The sequence below is a fragment of the Nocardioides sp. Z24_21 genome (genome assembly GCF_058134345.1).
In genome coordinates this window covers 1-13,553 of record NZ_JBYTTH010000004.1, presented here as the reverse complement: position 1 = coordinate 13,553, position 13,553 = coordinate 1, and the positions used below count along the sequence as shown (strand labels likewise).

Genomic DNA, 13,553 nt, shown 5'->3' with positions numbered 1-13,553 from the left:
GAGTCGCCCGGTGGTCTGGCTGGTCGGTGCTTTCCTCCTGCTGTGGATCGCGCTCGGACCGGGCGTCCTGCTCCTGGCCGCCGCCCTGCTCGCCGTGCCGCGCATCCGGTGGTGGGTCCAGGACCGCGTCCACGTCAGCCGTCGCGTCGCTCTCCGGTCGGCGGGCGCCCTCCTGGCCGTCGGCCTGGTGGTGGTGCTGGTCCCCGACGGATGGCTGCCGGTGCCGCCGGCACCCGGCGCCCTGGCCGGGCCGTCGTACGTCGGACGCCCGGCGTCCGCCCAGCCCCTTCCGGCCGAGGAGGTCCCGCAGAATCCGCACCGCAGCGCCGACGACCCGGCCGCCCGCCCGGGACCGCTGGGCCGCCAGCCCGAGGTGGACACCGCCTGGTACGGCCTGCAGCGGTGCGGCCGGCTCGAGCTCACCTCGACCGAGCACCTCGTGGGGCTGTGCGCGTCGGGCTCGGGCCGCAGCCTGCGGGTGATCGACCCCGAGACCCTGCGGCCGGTCGCCTCGCACGACGTCCCCGACGCCCCCGACGGCGCCGGTTGCGACGGCGAGGCGATCTACCTCGACGCCGCCGACCGCGCCGTGCTCGTCACCGGGGAGCGGCAGGTGCTCGCGGTGCGGACCGCGCGCGACGGCGAGCCCGACCTCGGGACCGACGCCACCTGGGACCTCAAGCCCTACGTCCCCTACGGCGACTGCCTCGTCACGGTCGCGCCCGACTGGTCGGGTCGCATCTGGTGGGCCTCGCACGCCGGCCTCGTCGGCACGCTCGACCCGGCCACCGGCCAGGTGGGCGTCGCCGACCTCGGCGAGCGGATCGGCCGCGACGTGGCCGTCGACCCGCGAGCGGCGTACGTCGTCACCGACGAGGCCGTCCACCGTCTCGTCGCCGGGGAGGACGGCACCCCGCAGCCCACCTGGCGCAGCGCGTACGACGGCGGCAACGGGTCGGAGCCGGTGCTGGTCGGCGGTGGTGCGCTCGCCCTCACCGACGAGGTCGAGGAGCGGCTCGGTGTGCGGTTCGTCGCCCGCGACGACGGGCGCACCCTGTGCCGGCAGGAGGTCTTCGAGGCCGGCAAGGGCGCCACCGACAGTCCGCTCGCGGCCCTCGGATCCGGGGTCGCGGTGACCAACAACGCCGGCTACCGCTCGCCCCGCAGCACGCTGCTCGGCTTCACCACCCGGTCCGGGATCGCCCGGGTCGACCTGGCCGACGGCGCGTGCACGCTGCGCTGGACCAGCGACGTCGTCTCGCCCAGCTCCGGTGCGGTGGTCAGCCGCGCCACCGGCCTGCTCTACGCCTGGACCAAGCGGCCCTCACCAGCCGGCGTGAGCGCGTGGTACCTCACGGCCGTCGACGCCCACACCGGGCGCACCAAGTGGGGCGTGCGCACCGGCACGGGGCTGCTCGCCGGCAGCGACGGCTCGCGGATCACCCTCGGGCGCGACGGGTCGGCCTACGCCGGCACGATGTCGGGCATCGTCCGGGTGCACGACCGCCGCTAGGGCCAGGCGAGCCCGACCGTCGCCTCGCTCATCTCCCACAGCCGGCGCTGCGCGTCCTCGTCGCGGGCCAGCGGCGTGCAGCCGACGATGCGCGGCGCGCCGGCGGCCTCGCCGGGGCCACCCGGCCCGACGTACGTCCCACCGGGCAGGTCGGCCGTCGCTGCCATCAGCGTCGGCTGCGCCCCGGCCTCGGCGGACTGCGAGACCAGCTTGACGGCCCGGTCCAGGACGGAGGCCCGCAGCCCGTGCGTCGTGCCGAGCTGACCGTTGACCGCGAGGTGGGTGCCGGCCAGGCCGGGGTGGGCGGCGAGCGCGCGCACGGGCAGGTCGGCCCGGCGCAGCCAGCGCTCGAGCTCGTGGGTGAAGAGCAGGTTGGCGAGCTTGGTCTGGCCGTAGACGCGCCACCGGCTGTAGCGCCGCGGCTCCCGGGGGTCGCCCACTGGCGCCGACCGGGCCACCCGGTGCATCTGCGAGGACAGCGTGACGACCCTGCCGTCGCCGGAGGCCGCCAGCTGGTCGAGCAGCAGCCCGGTGAGCAGGAACGGGCCGAAGTGGTTGGTCGCCATCTGCGACTCGAGCCCGTCGGCGGTGCGGCGCAGTGGCGGGGCCATCACACCGGCGTTGTTGACGAGCAGGTGAAGCGGGCCGAGATCGGCCGCCGCCTCGCCCGCGCGGCGCACCGACGCGAGGTCGGCGAGGTCGACGACCAACGACGGGGTCTCGGCGCCGGGCACCTCGGCGGCGATCGCGTCGGCCGCAGCACGCAGCTTGTCGGGCGTACGCCCGGCCAGCACCACCCGCGCGCCGTGGCGGGCGAGCTCGAGCGCGGTGTGGAAGCCGAGGCCGCCGATCGTCGGTCCGGTGACCAGCGCGGTGTGACCGCCCAGGTCGCCGATGTCGGCGCTGGACCAGGCGGTGCTCACGGCGTCACCGCCATGGAGGCCAGGACGCGCTCGCCCAGGGCGGCGTCGCCGGAGAGGCGTACGTCGACCCGGTCGGCCGCGCGTCGGCCGCCCGCCAGCAGCACGAAGCCCTCGCGGTCGGTCGCCAGGGTGAGGGCCGGCTCGCCGTCGCCGGGACCCGCGGGTCGCCCGCGACCGTCCTGGCCCACGACGACGGTCGCCGGCGGATGGCCGGACACCGCGAGGCGTACGACGGATCCGACCGGGGCCTGCGCCCGCTTGGCGACGACGTAGGGGAGGCTCTCCAGCAGGTAGTCGGTGGTGTGCACGGCGGGCGCGGAGTCGAGGTTGCCGGGCAGGTCCAGCGCCCGGCGGACGTCCTGCTCGTGCATCCACACGTCGAGGGGCCGGTTGCGCAGGAGCAGCTCGGTCGTCCAGCCGATGGCACCGAAGGCGCCCGGCGCCGGCGCGGACGGATCGGTGGGCGGGTCGGCCAGCAACCGGGCATGCCGCGCGGTCGCCGACTCGCGGATCTCGGTGATCAGCGCGTCGGGCGTGTGGTCGCCTCGGGCCAGCACGCCCTGCTCGGTGAAGCTCCCCATCGCCCCGCGGAGGTGGGCGGCATCGCCCACCTCCCCCTCGTCGTGGGGGCGGCCGGCCAGCAGCGCCTCGAGGTGGGCGGTGTGGGCGGCGACCGCGTGCACGTCCCAGCCGGGCAGGTCGGTCGGGGTGCGCCACCCGTCCTCGCCGATGCCTTCGAGCAGGCGGGTGAAGGAGTCCACCGCCTCCCACCACACCGTGACGAGGGCGGCGAGGCGATCCTGGTCGGTCCGCGGGTCCGTCCTCACGGTGTCCATGGAGGAAGGGTAGGTGTCGGGCGCACAGCCTGCGGGGACGGCGGCGAGGCCGATGGCCGCTTCGGGTGGTCTCGGGCCGTTCTGCCACGCGCGGGGTCGTCGCGCCCTACGTTCAGGGTCATCGACCGGGCCGACCCGCGGCGCCGTGTCCTTCGACGTGGGGAAGCTCCATGAATGCACGCCTGCGGCGGCCTGCCGCTGCACTGATCGCGACCACGCTGGCGGCCGGCGTCCTGGGCCTCGCGCCCGCGGCCCACGCCGCCGACGGCACCATCTCGGGCATCGTCACCGGCTCGGACGGCCCGCTCGTGAGCGTCGACGTCGAGCTCTACGCCTACGACGCCGAGGACGAGTACTGGGCCTACGTCGACGACACCTCCACCGACGAGTCCGGTGCCTACTCGATGGCGGTGGCGCCCGGCCAGTACCGCGTGGGCTTCGACGACGGGTACGAGGGACACGTCGGGGAGTACTACGACGATGCGTACCGAGTGGACGACGCGGACACCCTCACGGTGCCGAGCGGCGGCACCGTCGTGGCCAGTGCCCAGCTGGCCCCCGGTGCGCACATCACGGGCACCGTCACCGGCCCGCACGCGGGATCCGACCTGGACGACATCAGGGTGTCCGCCTACGAGGTGGTCGAGGCCGACGGCTACGTCGAGTACGAAAGGGTCGAATCGTCCTGGGTCGACGACGACGGCTCCTACGACATCGACAGCCTGCGGGGGGGCACCTACCGCATCAAGTTCGAGGACTACTCCGACGCGGGCCTCCGCACCTACGCCACCGAGTACTACGACGACCAGCCGAGCCTCTATGCGTCCGACGACGTGATCGTCGCCGACGCGGCGACGGTGACCGGCATCGACGCCGAGCTGTCGCTCGACGCCCAGGTCTCGGGCCGGATCACCGACGCGACCGGGGCGGGCATCGAGGACGCGTGGGTGGACGCGCTCGTCAAGGTCGGGGACGACTGGAAGTACACCGGCTACGCCTTCACCGACACGGATGGCTCCTACGTGCTCGACGGGCTCGCGCCGGGCACCTACCGCATCGAGCTCGGCGCCTCGATCGGTGGCACCTATGTCTACGAGTACTGGAACGACAAGGGCCGCCTGAAGAACGCCGACGACGTCGTCCTCGCTGCCGGCGGCGCGCGCGCAGGCGTCGACGCCAGGTTGGTGCCCGGGGAGCACACCGCCGAGACGACCGTCACCAACACCGTCGCGCCGAGCATCGCCGGCGCACCCGTCGTGGGGGCCACGCTGACCGCCTCGATCGGCAGCTGGGCGCCCGCCCCCACCGAGGTCTACTACGACTGGCTGCGCGACGGCGAGTTCATCCACGGCGCCTACGAGTCCACCTACGTGCCGACCGCGGAGGACGTCGGGAAGCGGATCACCGTGCTGGTCACCGCTGGTGCCGACGACTACGAGTACGGCCACGCCGAGTCGGCTCCGACGGCCCCCGTCACGGCTCCCGTCGCACCGGTGCCGCCCACGCCGCCGACGCCGCCCACGCCGCCCGCACCCCCCGCCGTCAGCGCCCCCGCGGCCCTCGCGGCGATCCTCGCGGGCGTCGACGTCAGCGGGAAGCCCAAGGTCGGCAAGAAGCTCAGGCTGTCGGGCCTCGACAAGGTCTTCCGCGCGAGCACGCCCGTGACCTACAGGTTCCAGTGGCTGGCGGGCAAGAAGAAGATCAAGAAGGCCACCAGGTCCAGGCTCACGCTCACCCGGGCCATGAAGGGCACGAAGATCTCGGTGAAGGTGACCGCCAAGGCCGCCTCCACCAGCAGGTCGGTCACGATCAAGGTCGGCAAGGTGCGCTGACCAGCTGACCCGCACGTGCGCGAGGGCCGGATCCCGCTCGGGGGTCCGGCCCTCGCCGCGTCCTGGCCGGGCACCCCGACGGGTCGGGGTCCACCGATCCGGCGCCGCCCGCCCCTACGCTTCCGGCAGCGCCCGGCCCCGAGCCGGGCGTGCCCGCACCCCGCGGGCCACCCTCACGAAGGAGTCGTCATGGGTATCGGAGTCGGCATCCTGCTGCTCGTCATCGGCCTGATCCTGCTGTTCGCCGTCAAGGAGTTCCCCGACTCGGTCCAGGAGGTCGTCGACCCGACCACCGTGGGCTGGATCCTGGTGATCGCCGGCGTCCTGGCGCTCGTGCTCGCGCTGGTCATGAACAACCAGCGGTCGAAGACCACCCACGTGGAGGAGCGCCGCGACGTGTGAGGCGGCGGCGTGCGGGACGCGGTCGGCTCAGAGCCAGCCGCGCTCCTGGGCGATCCGGGCCGCCTCGCTGCGGGTGGTCGCCCCGGTCTTGCCGATCGCGGCGGACAGGTGGTTGCGCACCGTGCCCTCCGAGAGGTGCACGCGCGCGGCGATCGCGGCCACCGGTGATCCGTCGAGGGCGTGGGTGAGCAGCTCGCGCTCGCGCCCGGTCAGCGGGCTCGGGCCGTCGACGAGCGACTCCGCGGCCAGGTCGGGGTCGACGACCCGCAGCCCGGCGTGGACCCGGCGCACGGCGTCGGCCAGCTGGCGCGACGGCGTGTCCTTGACGACGAACCCGGAGGCACCGGCCTCGATGGCGCGCCGGACGTAGCCCGGCCGGCCGAAGGTGGTGACGATCAGCGACCGCACGCCCGGCAGCCCGCGCCGCAGGGCCGCGACGGCCTCGATGCCGTTGAGGCCGGGCATCTCGATGTCGAGCAGGCAGACCTCGGCCTCCGAGGCACGGGCGGCCTCGACCACCTCGTCGCCCCGGCCGACCTGGGCCACGACGTCGAGATCTGACTCGAGGTCGAGCAGCGCCGCCAGCGCACCGCGTACGAGCGCCTGGTCGTCGGCGAGCAGCAGCCGGATCACGGCAGCGCCACCTCGACGCGGGTGCCGGGGGTGGCCGGGCGGATGCTGAGGGTGCCGCCGGCGCCGCTGACCCGCTCGCGCATGCCGCGCAGTCCGTTGCCCTCGGCGCCGTCGCAGCCGGATCCGTCGTCGGTGACGGCGATGCCGTCGGGGCTCAGCTCGATGACCACGGTGCGCGCCTGCGCATGGCGTACGACGTTGGTGACCGCCTCGCGCAGCACCCAGGCCAGCAGCGCGCGGTGCCGTGGGTCGGTGTCGGCCACGGAGCCCTCGATCGTCGTGGCGACCCCGGCGTCGGCCAGCACCAGGGGAGCGGCGGCCAGCTCGTCGTCGAGGTTGCCGGCGCGCAGCCCGCCGACGGTCGCCCGCACCTCGGCGAGCGCCTGGCGCGCCGTCCTCTGGATCGACTCCAGCTCCTGCTTGGCGCGGGCGGGGTCGAGGTCGATCAGCCGGGCGGCGAGCTCGGCCTTGACCGACAGCGCGGTGAGGGAGTGCCCGAGCACGTCGTGCACGTCGCGAGCCACCCGTTCGCGCTCGGCGACCACGGCGTGCTCGCCCAGGGCGCGGTAGGACAGCTCCTCGCGCTCGCCGAAGATGCGCAGCATGACGGCGCCGATCATGATCGGCCAGAGCACGAGGAAGAAGAAGGGTGGGAAGTCGTCGATCTGCAGCAACGACAGGAGCGGGAACGCCGCCCACAGGCCCACCGCCCACTTCCACCACGGGGTGGGCAGCTCGAGGGCCGAGAGGATCGCGAGGTAGGGCGTGAACGAGATGACGCCCATACCGATCACGGGCAGGGTGGCCAGGGCCATGGCCACCATCACGCCGAGGCACGCCCAGGTGTTCCAGCGCCAGGAGTAGCCCATCACGTTGGCGACGGCGAAAGCGGCGATGCACAGCCAGGCGGCCACCTTGACCGCGACCGGCACGTCGGCAGCCGCGACGGAGGTGACCGGGAAGACCAGGAAGACCAGCCAGATGGCCGCGAACGCCCAGCCCCACCTCTCCCAGGGGTTGGCCGGGAGCGTCGTGGTCGGCGCCGTGGTCATGTCCGCGCCCGGCTGCGGCGTACGCCCCACAGCGCGAGCAGCGCGAAGATCACGGTCCACGCGAGCACGTTAGCGATCGGCAGCCACAGCGGGTCGCGATCTCCCATCATCAGCCAGCCGTCGGTGACCGGGAATCGGGCGAGGGCGAGGTAGCCGTAGAAGGGGGTGAGCCGGCCCAGGTCGAGCATGACGCCGCTCATCGGCACGAAGACGTTGCCGAGGAAGGCCAGCACCACGACCATCCCCGACGCGATGCCGGAGGCGTTGGGACCGCGGAACAGCAGGCAGATCGCCAGGCCGTAGATCGCGAAGAGCGCCGAGCCGAGCCACACCACCGCGCCGGCCAGCACCCAGTCCGTCCAGTGGCCGCGGGCGCCGGTGGCGGCCCCGATCGCGAAGATCGCGACGACGGGGACGGCGGCCACCACCATCGCGACGGCTGCCTTGGCGACCACGAAGGCGACCGGGCGCATCGGGGTCAGCCCGAGCTGGCGTCCCCACCCCATCATCTGCTCGGTGGCGGCGCTGCCCGCGACGGTGGTCGTCGCGGTGACCGCGCCGTAGGCGGCCATCGAGATCATCACGACCATCGCGACGTTGCCGCTGCCGGCCGGGTCGTCGGAGCCGAGGCCGAAGACGAGGTACATGAACGTCGGCAGGCCGACGACGAAGAACATGCCGATCCGGTCGCGGAACTGACGCCGCAGGTCGAGGCGGGCGTAGGCGCGCATCTCGGGACGCGGGGCGGGCCGTACGTCGTCCGCGGCGCGCGCGGGAAGGGTCGTGGCGGTCATCGGGTGGCTCCTTCGAGCTCGGGTGCGTCGGTCCCGCGCGACGGCTCGGCGGTGAGGGCGAGGAAGGCGGCCTCGAGGCTGGCGGCGGACTCCTCGACGTCGCTGACACCGAGGGGCGCCAGGGCCTCGCGCACCCGTGCCAGCCAGTCGGTGTCGATGCCGGCGCCGCCGACGACCTCCGGCGGGGGGCGGAAGGTCAGGGTGCGCCCGCCGTACGCCGCCCGCACGTCGGCGGTGGCGGCGTCGTGGACGATCCGGCCGTGGTTCATCAGGACCGTGCGCTCGGCGAACTCGTCGGCCTCGCCGAGGTAGTGGGTGGCGAAGACGATCGTGCGCCCGAGCGCGGCGTCGGCGCGCATCGCGTGCCAGAACTCCTGCCGCGCGCCGACGTCCATGCCGGTGGTCGGCTCGTCGAGGATGACCAGGTCGGGGTCGGGCAGCAGCGCCAGGGCGAACTTCAGCCGCTGCTGCTCGCCGCCGGAGCACGCCTCGACCCTGCGCGCGGCGATGCCGTCCAGCCGGGCCCGCCCGAGGACGACCGCGACGCGGTCGGAGCGGCCGTGCAGGGCGGCGATCGCGCGCACCGTCTCCTCGACGGTGAAGTCGTTGAGCAGGCCGCCGGTCTGCATGACCGCCGACACCCGCCCCTGGCGTACGGCGTGCGCGGGGGAGGTGCCGTAGACCTCCAAGGTGCCGGCGTCGGGCGTCGTCAGGCCGAGCAGCAGGTCGACCGTCGTGGTCTTGCCGGCGCCGTTGGGGCCGAGGAAGGCGACGATCTCGCCGGGGTGGACCGTGAGGTCGACGTCGTCGACCGCGACGACCCGGGTGCCGTCGCTCGAGCGGAAGGCCTTGCGCAGCCCGGTGGCGTGGATGGCTGGGGTGCTCATGCGTCCACCCTGTCGGCCCGGGCGCGCCCGGCCCTCGCCCACGTGTCACGACCTCCCCGTGACACCTGTCATCCGTGGCGTTGGTCCATCAAGGTACGTAGACGAACCGGCACTTCCCTCGATGAGCTGAGCGAGGGAAGTGCCGGTTGAGCGACATACCTTGATGGACCGTCGGCGGGCCGGCGGCGGCCGCCGCCGCCCGCCCGGTCAGGCGACGGTCAGAACGCCGCCTCGTCGAGGTCCATCAGCTCGAGGGTGGTGGCCTCGGCGATGGCGCGCTCGGCGCTGACCCGGGGCAGGTTGGTCTGCGCGAAGAACTGCGCGGCCGCGACCTTGCCCTCGTAGAACGCCTTGTCCTTCGCCGACACCTCACCGGCCAGCTTGTCCAGCGCGACCTCGGCCTGGCGCAGCAGCAGCCAGCCGCAGACAACGTCGCCGAGCGCCATCAGCAGGCGCGAGGTGTTGAGCCCGACCTTGTAGATGTTGCGCTGCTCCTCGGCCGACGACATCAGGTCGTTGATCATGTGCCCGACGATGGCGTTGGCGTCCTCGAGCGCGGTGGTGAGCAGCGCCCGCTCGTTCTTGAGGCGACCGTTGCCGGCCTCGGAGGCGAGGAAGCCCTCGATCTCCTTGGCCAGGTGGCCCAGGGCGCGGCCCTGGTCCTTGACGATCTTGCGGAAGAAGAAGTCCTGGCCCTGGATCGCGGTGGTGCCCTCGTAGAGGGTGTCGATCTTGGCGTCGCGGACGTACTGCTCGATCGGGTACTCCTGCAGGAAGCCCGACCCTCCGAAGGTCTGCAGCGACTCGGTGCCCAGCAGCACCCACGAGCGCTCGGAGCCGTAGCCCTTGACGATCGGGAGGAGCAGGTCGTTGACCGCGGCGGCGAGGCTGGCCTCGTCGCTGTCGGCGGTGCCCGCGTGCTCGGCGAGCATGACCTCGTCCTGCCAGGTGGCGGTGTAGAGGACGAGGGCGCGCATCGCCTCGGCGAACGACTTCTGGGTCATCAGCGAGCGACGGACGTCGGGGTGGTGGGTGATCGTGACGCGCGGGGCGGTCTTGTCGGCGGCCTGGGTGAGGTCGGCGCCCTGGACGCGCTCCTTGGCGTAGTCGAGCGCGTTGAGGTAGCCGGTCGAGAGCGTCGCGATGGCCTTGGTGCCGACCAGCATGCGGGCGTTCTCGATGACCTGGAACATCTGGGCGATGCCGTCGTGCACCTCGCCGAGCAGCCAGCCCTTCGCCGGCTCGCCGCCACCGACCTGCGGGTCGCCGAAGGTCACCTCGCAGGTGTTGGACACCTTGATGCCCATCTTGTGCTCGACGTTGGTGACGTAGACGCCGTTGCGCTCGCCCGTGAGCTCGCCGGTCTCGAGGTCGAAGTGCTGCTCGGGCATCCAGAAGAGCGAGAGGCCCTTGGTGCCCGGGCCGCCGACGCCCTCGACGCCCTCGGGGCGCGCGAGGACGAGGTGCATGATGTTCTCGCTCATGTCGTGGGTGGCGCTGGTGATGAAGCGCTTGACGCCGGTGATGTTCCACGAGCCGTCCTCGTTGGGGACGGCCTTGGCGCGGCCGGCGCCGACGTCGGAGCCCGCGTCGGGCTCGGTGAGCACCATCGTGCAGCCCCACCGCCGGTCGACCATGTACTGGGCGACGGCCTTGTCGCGGTCGTTGCCGTTGCGGTGGACCACGTTGGCGAACGCCGGCCCGGCGGCGTACATCCACACGGGGGCGTTGGCGCCGAGCACCATCTCGCCGAGGGCCCAGACCAGGGACGAGGGGGCCGGCGTGCCGCCCAGCTCCTCGTGGACCTGCAGGCGCCAGAACTCCGAGTCCATCCAGGCCTGGTAGCTCTGCTTGAACGACTCGGGCACCGGCGCGGTGTGGGTGGCGGGGTCGAAGACCGGCGGGTTGCGGTCGCTGTCCTCGTAGGACGAGGCGAGGTCCTCGCGGGAGAGCCGCTCGACCTCGCGCAGGATCTCGCGGGCGCTCTCGGCGTCGATCTCGCTGAAGGGTCCGGTGCCGAGGACCTCGTCGCGGCCGAGCATCTCGAAGAGGTTGAACTCGATGTCTCGGAGGTTGGTCTTGTAGTGGCTCACAGCTTCCACCTGTCAGGTCGCGGGATCGGGGGCGAGTGCCTACTCGCCAGTAACAAGATGATGCCTCGCCGGGCGGCGCCGCGCAACACGATCGGGCGAACGTCACGTTGGCGGACCGTGCCGAGCGTGGTGGGGAGGGGCGACACGCCGCCGCGCCATGTCGATTTTGTCTATCACTCCATGTATGTCTAGTCTTTCACCTGACAAACCAGACCTGCTCGACCTGGCCCGCGACCGCGTCGCTGCCGTCCCCAGAACCGGAAGGAGCTGCGCATGCGCAAGCTCATCGTGCTCGGCGTCGTGGGCCTCATCGCCCAGCTGATCGACGGATCCCTGGGCATGGCCTACGGCGTGACGTCCTCGACGCTGCTCCTCGCGGCCGGCGTGGCGCCGGCAGCGGCCTCGGCCGCCGTCCACTTCTCCGAGATCGGCACCTCGCTCGTGTCCGGCGCCTCGCACCACAAGCTCGGCAACGTCGACTGGCGCACGGTGTCGATCCTGGCGGTGCCCGGCTTCGTCGGCGCCTTCGCCGGCGCGACGCTCCTGTCCCACATGGACGCGGCGGTGGCCAAGCCGATCGTCGCGATCATCCTGCTCAGCCTCGGCTTCTACGTCGTCTACCGCTTCCTGCGCCTCGGCGGCGCCCGCCCGACGTTCAAGGGCCACCCCTCCGCGGCGTTCCTGGCCCCGATGGGCCTGGTCGCGGGCACGCTCGACGCCGTCGGCGGCGGCGGGTGGGGCCCGGTCGGCACCACCTCGCTGCTCTCCAGCGGTCGCCTCGAGCCCCGCAAGGTCGTCGGCTCGATCGACACCTCGGAGTTCGTCGTCGCGGTCGGCGGCTCGCTCGGCTTCCTCCTCGGGCTCGGCGCCGCCGGCATCAACTGGGGCTACGCCGGTGCCCTCCTCGCCGGTGGCGTGATCGCCGCGCCCGTCGCCGCGTGGCTGGTCAAGAAGCTCCCGGCCCGCGTGCTCGGCACCGCGGCGGGCGGCCTGATCATCCTGACCAACTCCAAGACGCTGCTCGACTCCATCGGCGCCCCGGGTGTCGCCACCGCCGTCACCGCCGCGGTCATCTTCGTCCTCTGGGTCTCCGCGATCGTCTGGGCCGTCAAGCAGGAGCGGCTGTCCAAGGCCGCACTGGCCGAGGAGGAGCTCCAGCCCACGACGGCCTGACCCGTCGATCGACGCACGCCGGCACCCGTTCCCGGGCGGCCGGCGTACGTCCCTGTGTGCTGCCCGTCGGGCAGGCGCACTGTCTCTGCCGACATATCTGACAAACTGGGCATATGCGCGTCTCCGCCAAAGCCGACTACGCCCTCCGGGCCCTGATCGAGATCGCGGTGCGCGCCGACGGGACCGCCGTCAGCGCCGAGCAGCTCGGCAAGGCGCAGGGCATCCCCCACGGCTTCCTCCAGGCGATCCTCGCCGACCTGCGACGCGCCGACATCGTGGTGTCGCAGCGCGGCCAGTCCGGCGGGTGGCGCTTCGCCCGCAAGCCCGAGACGGTCACCGTCGCCGACGTGATCCGCGCCGTCGACGGGCCGCTGGTCTCGGTCTACGGCCTGCGGCCCGAGGCGGTGGAGTACGACGACAGCGCCAAGGTGCTGCAGCACGTGTGGATCGCCGCGCGCCACTCGCTGCGGATGGTCTTCGAGCAGGTCACCATCCAGCAGCTCGCCGACGGCACCCTCCCCGAGGGCGTCGCCGCACTGACCCGCGACGACGACGCCTGGCAGCCGCACTGACGGTCGGGCCCTGACGTACGCCCGACGCGGCCGGCTCAGTCGACCGCGCGCAGCCAGCTGATCAGCGGCCGCAGGGCGCGCCAGTCCTCGCGGACCCGGTGGACGAGACCGGCGCCGATGGCGTCGGCCTCGAAGCCGTAGGACCGCCCCACGAACAGCTGCTTGCGCCGCAGCAGGTGGATGCGCGGGTGGTCGGCGTCGTAGCCGCGGGGCGAGGTCTTGAGCTGGTCGCCGCCGACCTCGAAGCCCGCCCGCTCCAGCTTGCGCAGCAGCCGGTCGAGGGCAGGTCCGGTCGTGTCGTCGGCCATCGCGTCGCGGATCGCCGCGAGCGTCGGCCCGTCGGCGTCGTAGAAGCCGGCGCCGACGCGAGTGCCGCGCGGCGAGATCTCGACGTACCAGCCGGTGCGCGGTCCGGCCGCGACGAACGCGCCCTGGTGGGTCTTGTAGGGCGTCTTGTCCTTGGCGAACCGCACGTCGCGGTAGGGCCGGAACACCTTGGCGGTGCCGAACTCGGGCTCCAGGGCGGCCATCAGCGCCTTCATCGGCGCCTCCACCGACTCCTTGTAGACGTGCTTGTTGGCCTCCCAGAAGGACTTGGTGTTGTCCATCTCCAGGTCGTCGTAGAAGTCGAGCGCGGCGACGGGGAATCCGGTGAAGCTCACGTGGTGCGACGTTAGCCGACCGCGCTCGCCCGCCCGCAGCCGAGGGGCGCGGTCAGGAAGAGATGTGGAGCTGATGACGAGATTCGAACTCGCGACATCGACGTTTCGCGGAGCGTCGCGCTCGGCGCGCGATCACGGGGGAGATATGGATGGAATGGAGCGGATGACGAGATTCGAACTC

At 72.8% G+C, this 13,553-nt stretch carries 13 protein-coding genes; 5 read left to right on the top strand and 8 right to left on the bottom strand.

Annotation, left to right across the window (positions count from 1 at the left end; all coding sequences use genetic code 11):
* Positions 1-10: 10 nt before the first annotated feature.
* The gene (locus tag AC3X7Z_RS13580; protein WP_489976258.1) at positions 11-1,513 is read left to right on the top strand and encodes a PQQ-binding-like beta-propeller repeat protein; all 1,503 of its coding nucleotides are present in this window, start codon (positions 11-13) and stop codon (positions 1,511-1,513) included.
* Here the strand turns inward: AC3X7Z_RS13580 and AC3X7Z_RS13575 are convergent.
* Both AC3X7Z_RS13575 and AC3X7Z_RS13570 read right to left on the bottom strand, forming a co-directional pair.
* On the bottom strand, positions 1,510-2,436 hold the full coding sequence (locus AC3X7Z_RS13575) for an oxidoreductase (RefSeq protein WP_489976257.1): 927 nt from the start codon (positions 2,434-2,436) through the stop codon (positions 1,510-1,512). The two genes, AC3X7Z_RS13580 and AC3X7Z_RS13575, sit on opposite strands and share 4 nt — an antisense overlap.
* The gene (locus AC3X7Z_RS13570) at positions 2,433-3,272 is read right to left on the bottom strand and encodes a maleylpyruvate isomerase family mycothiol-dependent enzyme (RefSeq protein WP_489976256.1); all 840 of its coding nucleotides are present in this window, start codon (positions 3,270-3,272) and stop codon (positions 2,433-2,435) included. The genes AC3X7Z_RS13575 and AC3X7Z_RS13570 overlap by 4 nt, the downstream gene beginning before the upstream one ends.
* Before the next feature lie 170 nt (positions 3,273-3,442).
* Here AC3X7Z_RS13570 and AC3X7Z_RS13565 point away from each other — a divergent pair, with 170 nt between their 5' ends.
* Both AC3X7Z_RS13565 and AC3X7Z_RS13560 read left to right on the top strand, forming a co-directional pair.
* The gene (locus AC3X7Z_RS13565; protein ID WP_489976255.1) at positions 3,443-5,104 is read left to right on the top strand and encodes a carboxypeptidase regulatory-like domain-containing protein; all 1,662 of its coding nucleotides are present in this window, start codon (positions 3,443-3,445) and stop codon (positions 5,102-5,104) included.
* A gap of 189 nt (positions 5,105-5,293) precedes the next feature.
* On the top strand, positions 5,294-5,506 hold the full coding sequence (locus AC3X7Z_RS13560; protein WP_186339437.1) for a DUF6458 family protein: 213 nt from the start codon (positions 5,294-5,296) through the stop codon (positions 5,504-5,506).
* A 27-nt stretch (positions 5,507-5,533) separates the two neighbouring features.
* Here AC3X7Z_RS13560 and AC3X7Z_RS13555 read toward each other — a convergent pair whose 3' ends face one another.
* From AC3X7Z_RS13555 to AC3X7Z_RS13535, 5 genes are all read right to left on the bottom strand, one after another.
* Positions 5,534-6,139 carry a response regulator gene (locus AC3X7Z_RS13555; protein WP_489976254.1) on the bottom strand — a complete coding sequence of 202 codons (606 nt, stop codon included), beginning with the start codon at positions 6,137-6,139 and terminating at the stop codon, positions 5,534-5,536.
* Entirely contained in the window at positions 6,136-7,191 is a 1,056-nt protein-coding gene (locus AC3X7Z_RS13550) for a sensor histidine kinase (RefSeq protein ID WP_489976253.1), read from the bottom strand. The genes AC3X7Z_RS13555 and AC3X7Z_RS13550 overlap by 4 nt, the downstream gene beginning before the upstream one ends.
* Positions 7,188-7,985 (bottom strand): ABC transporter permease, encoded by a 798-nt coding sequence (locus AC3X7Z_RS13545; protein WP_241005245.1) that lies wholly within the window; start codon positions 7,983-7,985, stop codon positions 7,188-7,190. Before AC3X7Z_RS13545 ends, AC3X7Z_RS13550 begins: the two co-directional genes overlap by 4 nt.
* A complete protein-coding gene (locus tag AC3X7Z_RS13540) occupies positions 7,982-8,872 on the bottom strand; it encodes an ABC transporter ATP-binding protein (RefSeq protein ID WP_489976252.1) in 891 nt (296 codons plus the stop codon). The genes AC3X7Z_RS13545 and AC3X7Z_RS13540 overlap by 4 nt, the downstream gene beginning before the upstream one ends.
* Positions 8,873-9,090: 218 nt before the next feature.
* The gene (locus AC3X7Z_RS13535; RefSeq protein ID WP_489976251.1) at positions 9,091-10,965 is read right to left on the bottom strand and encodes an acyl-CoA dehydrogenase; all 1,875 of its coding nucleotides are present in this window, start codon (positions 10,963-10,965) and stop codon (positions 9,091-9,093) included.
* A gap of 273 nt (positions 10,966-11,238) precedes the next feature.
* Between AC3X7Z_RS13535 and AC3X7Z_RS13530 the strand changes: the two genes are divergently transcribed.
* Positions 11,239-12,138, top strand: coding sequence for a sulfite exporter TauE/SafE family protein (locus AC3X7Z_RS13530; protein WP_489976250.1), 900 nt, complete (start codon positions 11,239-11,241; stop codon positions 12,136-12,138).
* A 113-nt stretch (positions 12,139-12,251) separates the two neighbouring features.
* On the top strand, positions 12,252-12,710 hold the full coding sequence (locus tag AC3X7Z_RS13525; protein WP_489976249.1) for an RrF2 family transcriptional regulator: 459 nt from the start codon (positions 12,252-12,254) through the stop codon (positions 12,708-12,710).
* A gap of 35 nt (positions 12,711-12,745) precedes the next feature.
* Here the strand turns inward: AC3X7Z_RS13525 and AC3X7Z_RS13520 are convergent, their stop codons facing one another.
* Complete coding sequence (locus AC3X7Z_RS13520) at positions 12,746-13,372, bottom strand: DUF2461 domain-containing protein (protein WP_489976248.1); 627 nt, start codon at positions 13,370-13,372, stop codon at positions 12,746-12,748.
* Positions 13,373-13,553: the final 181 nt, after the last annotated feature.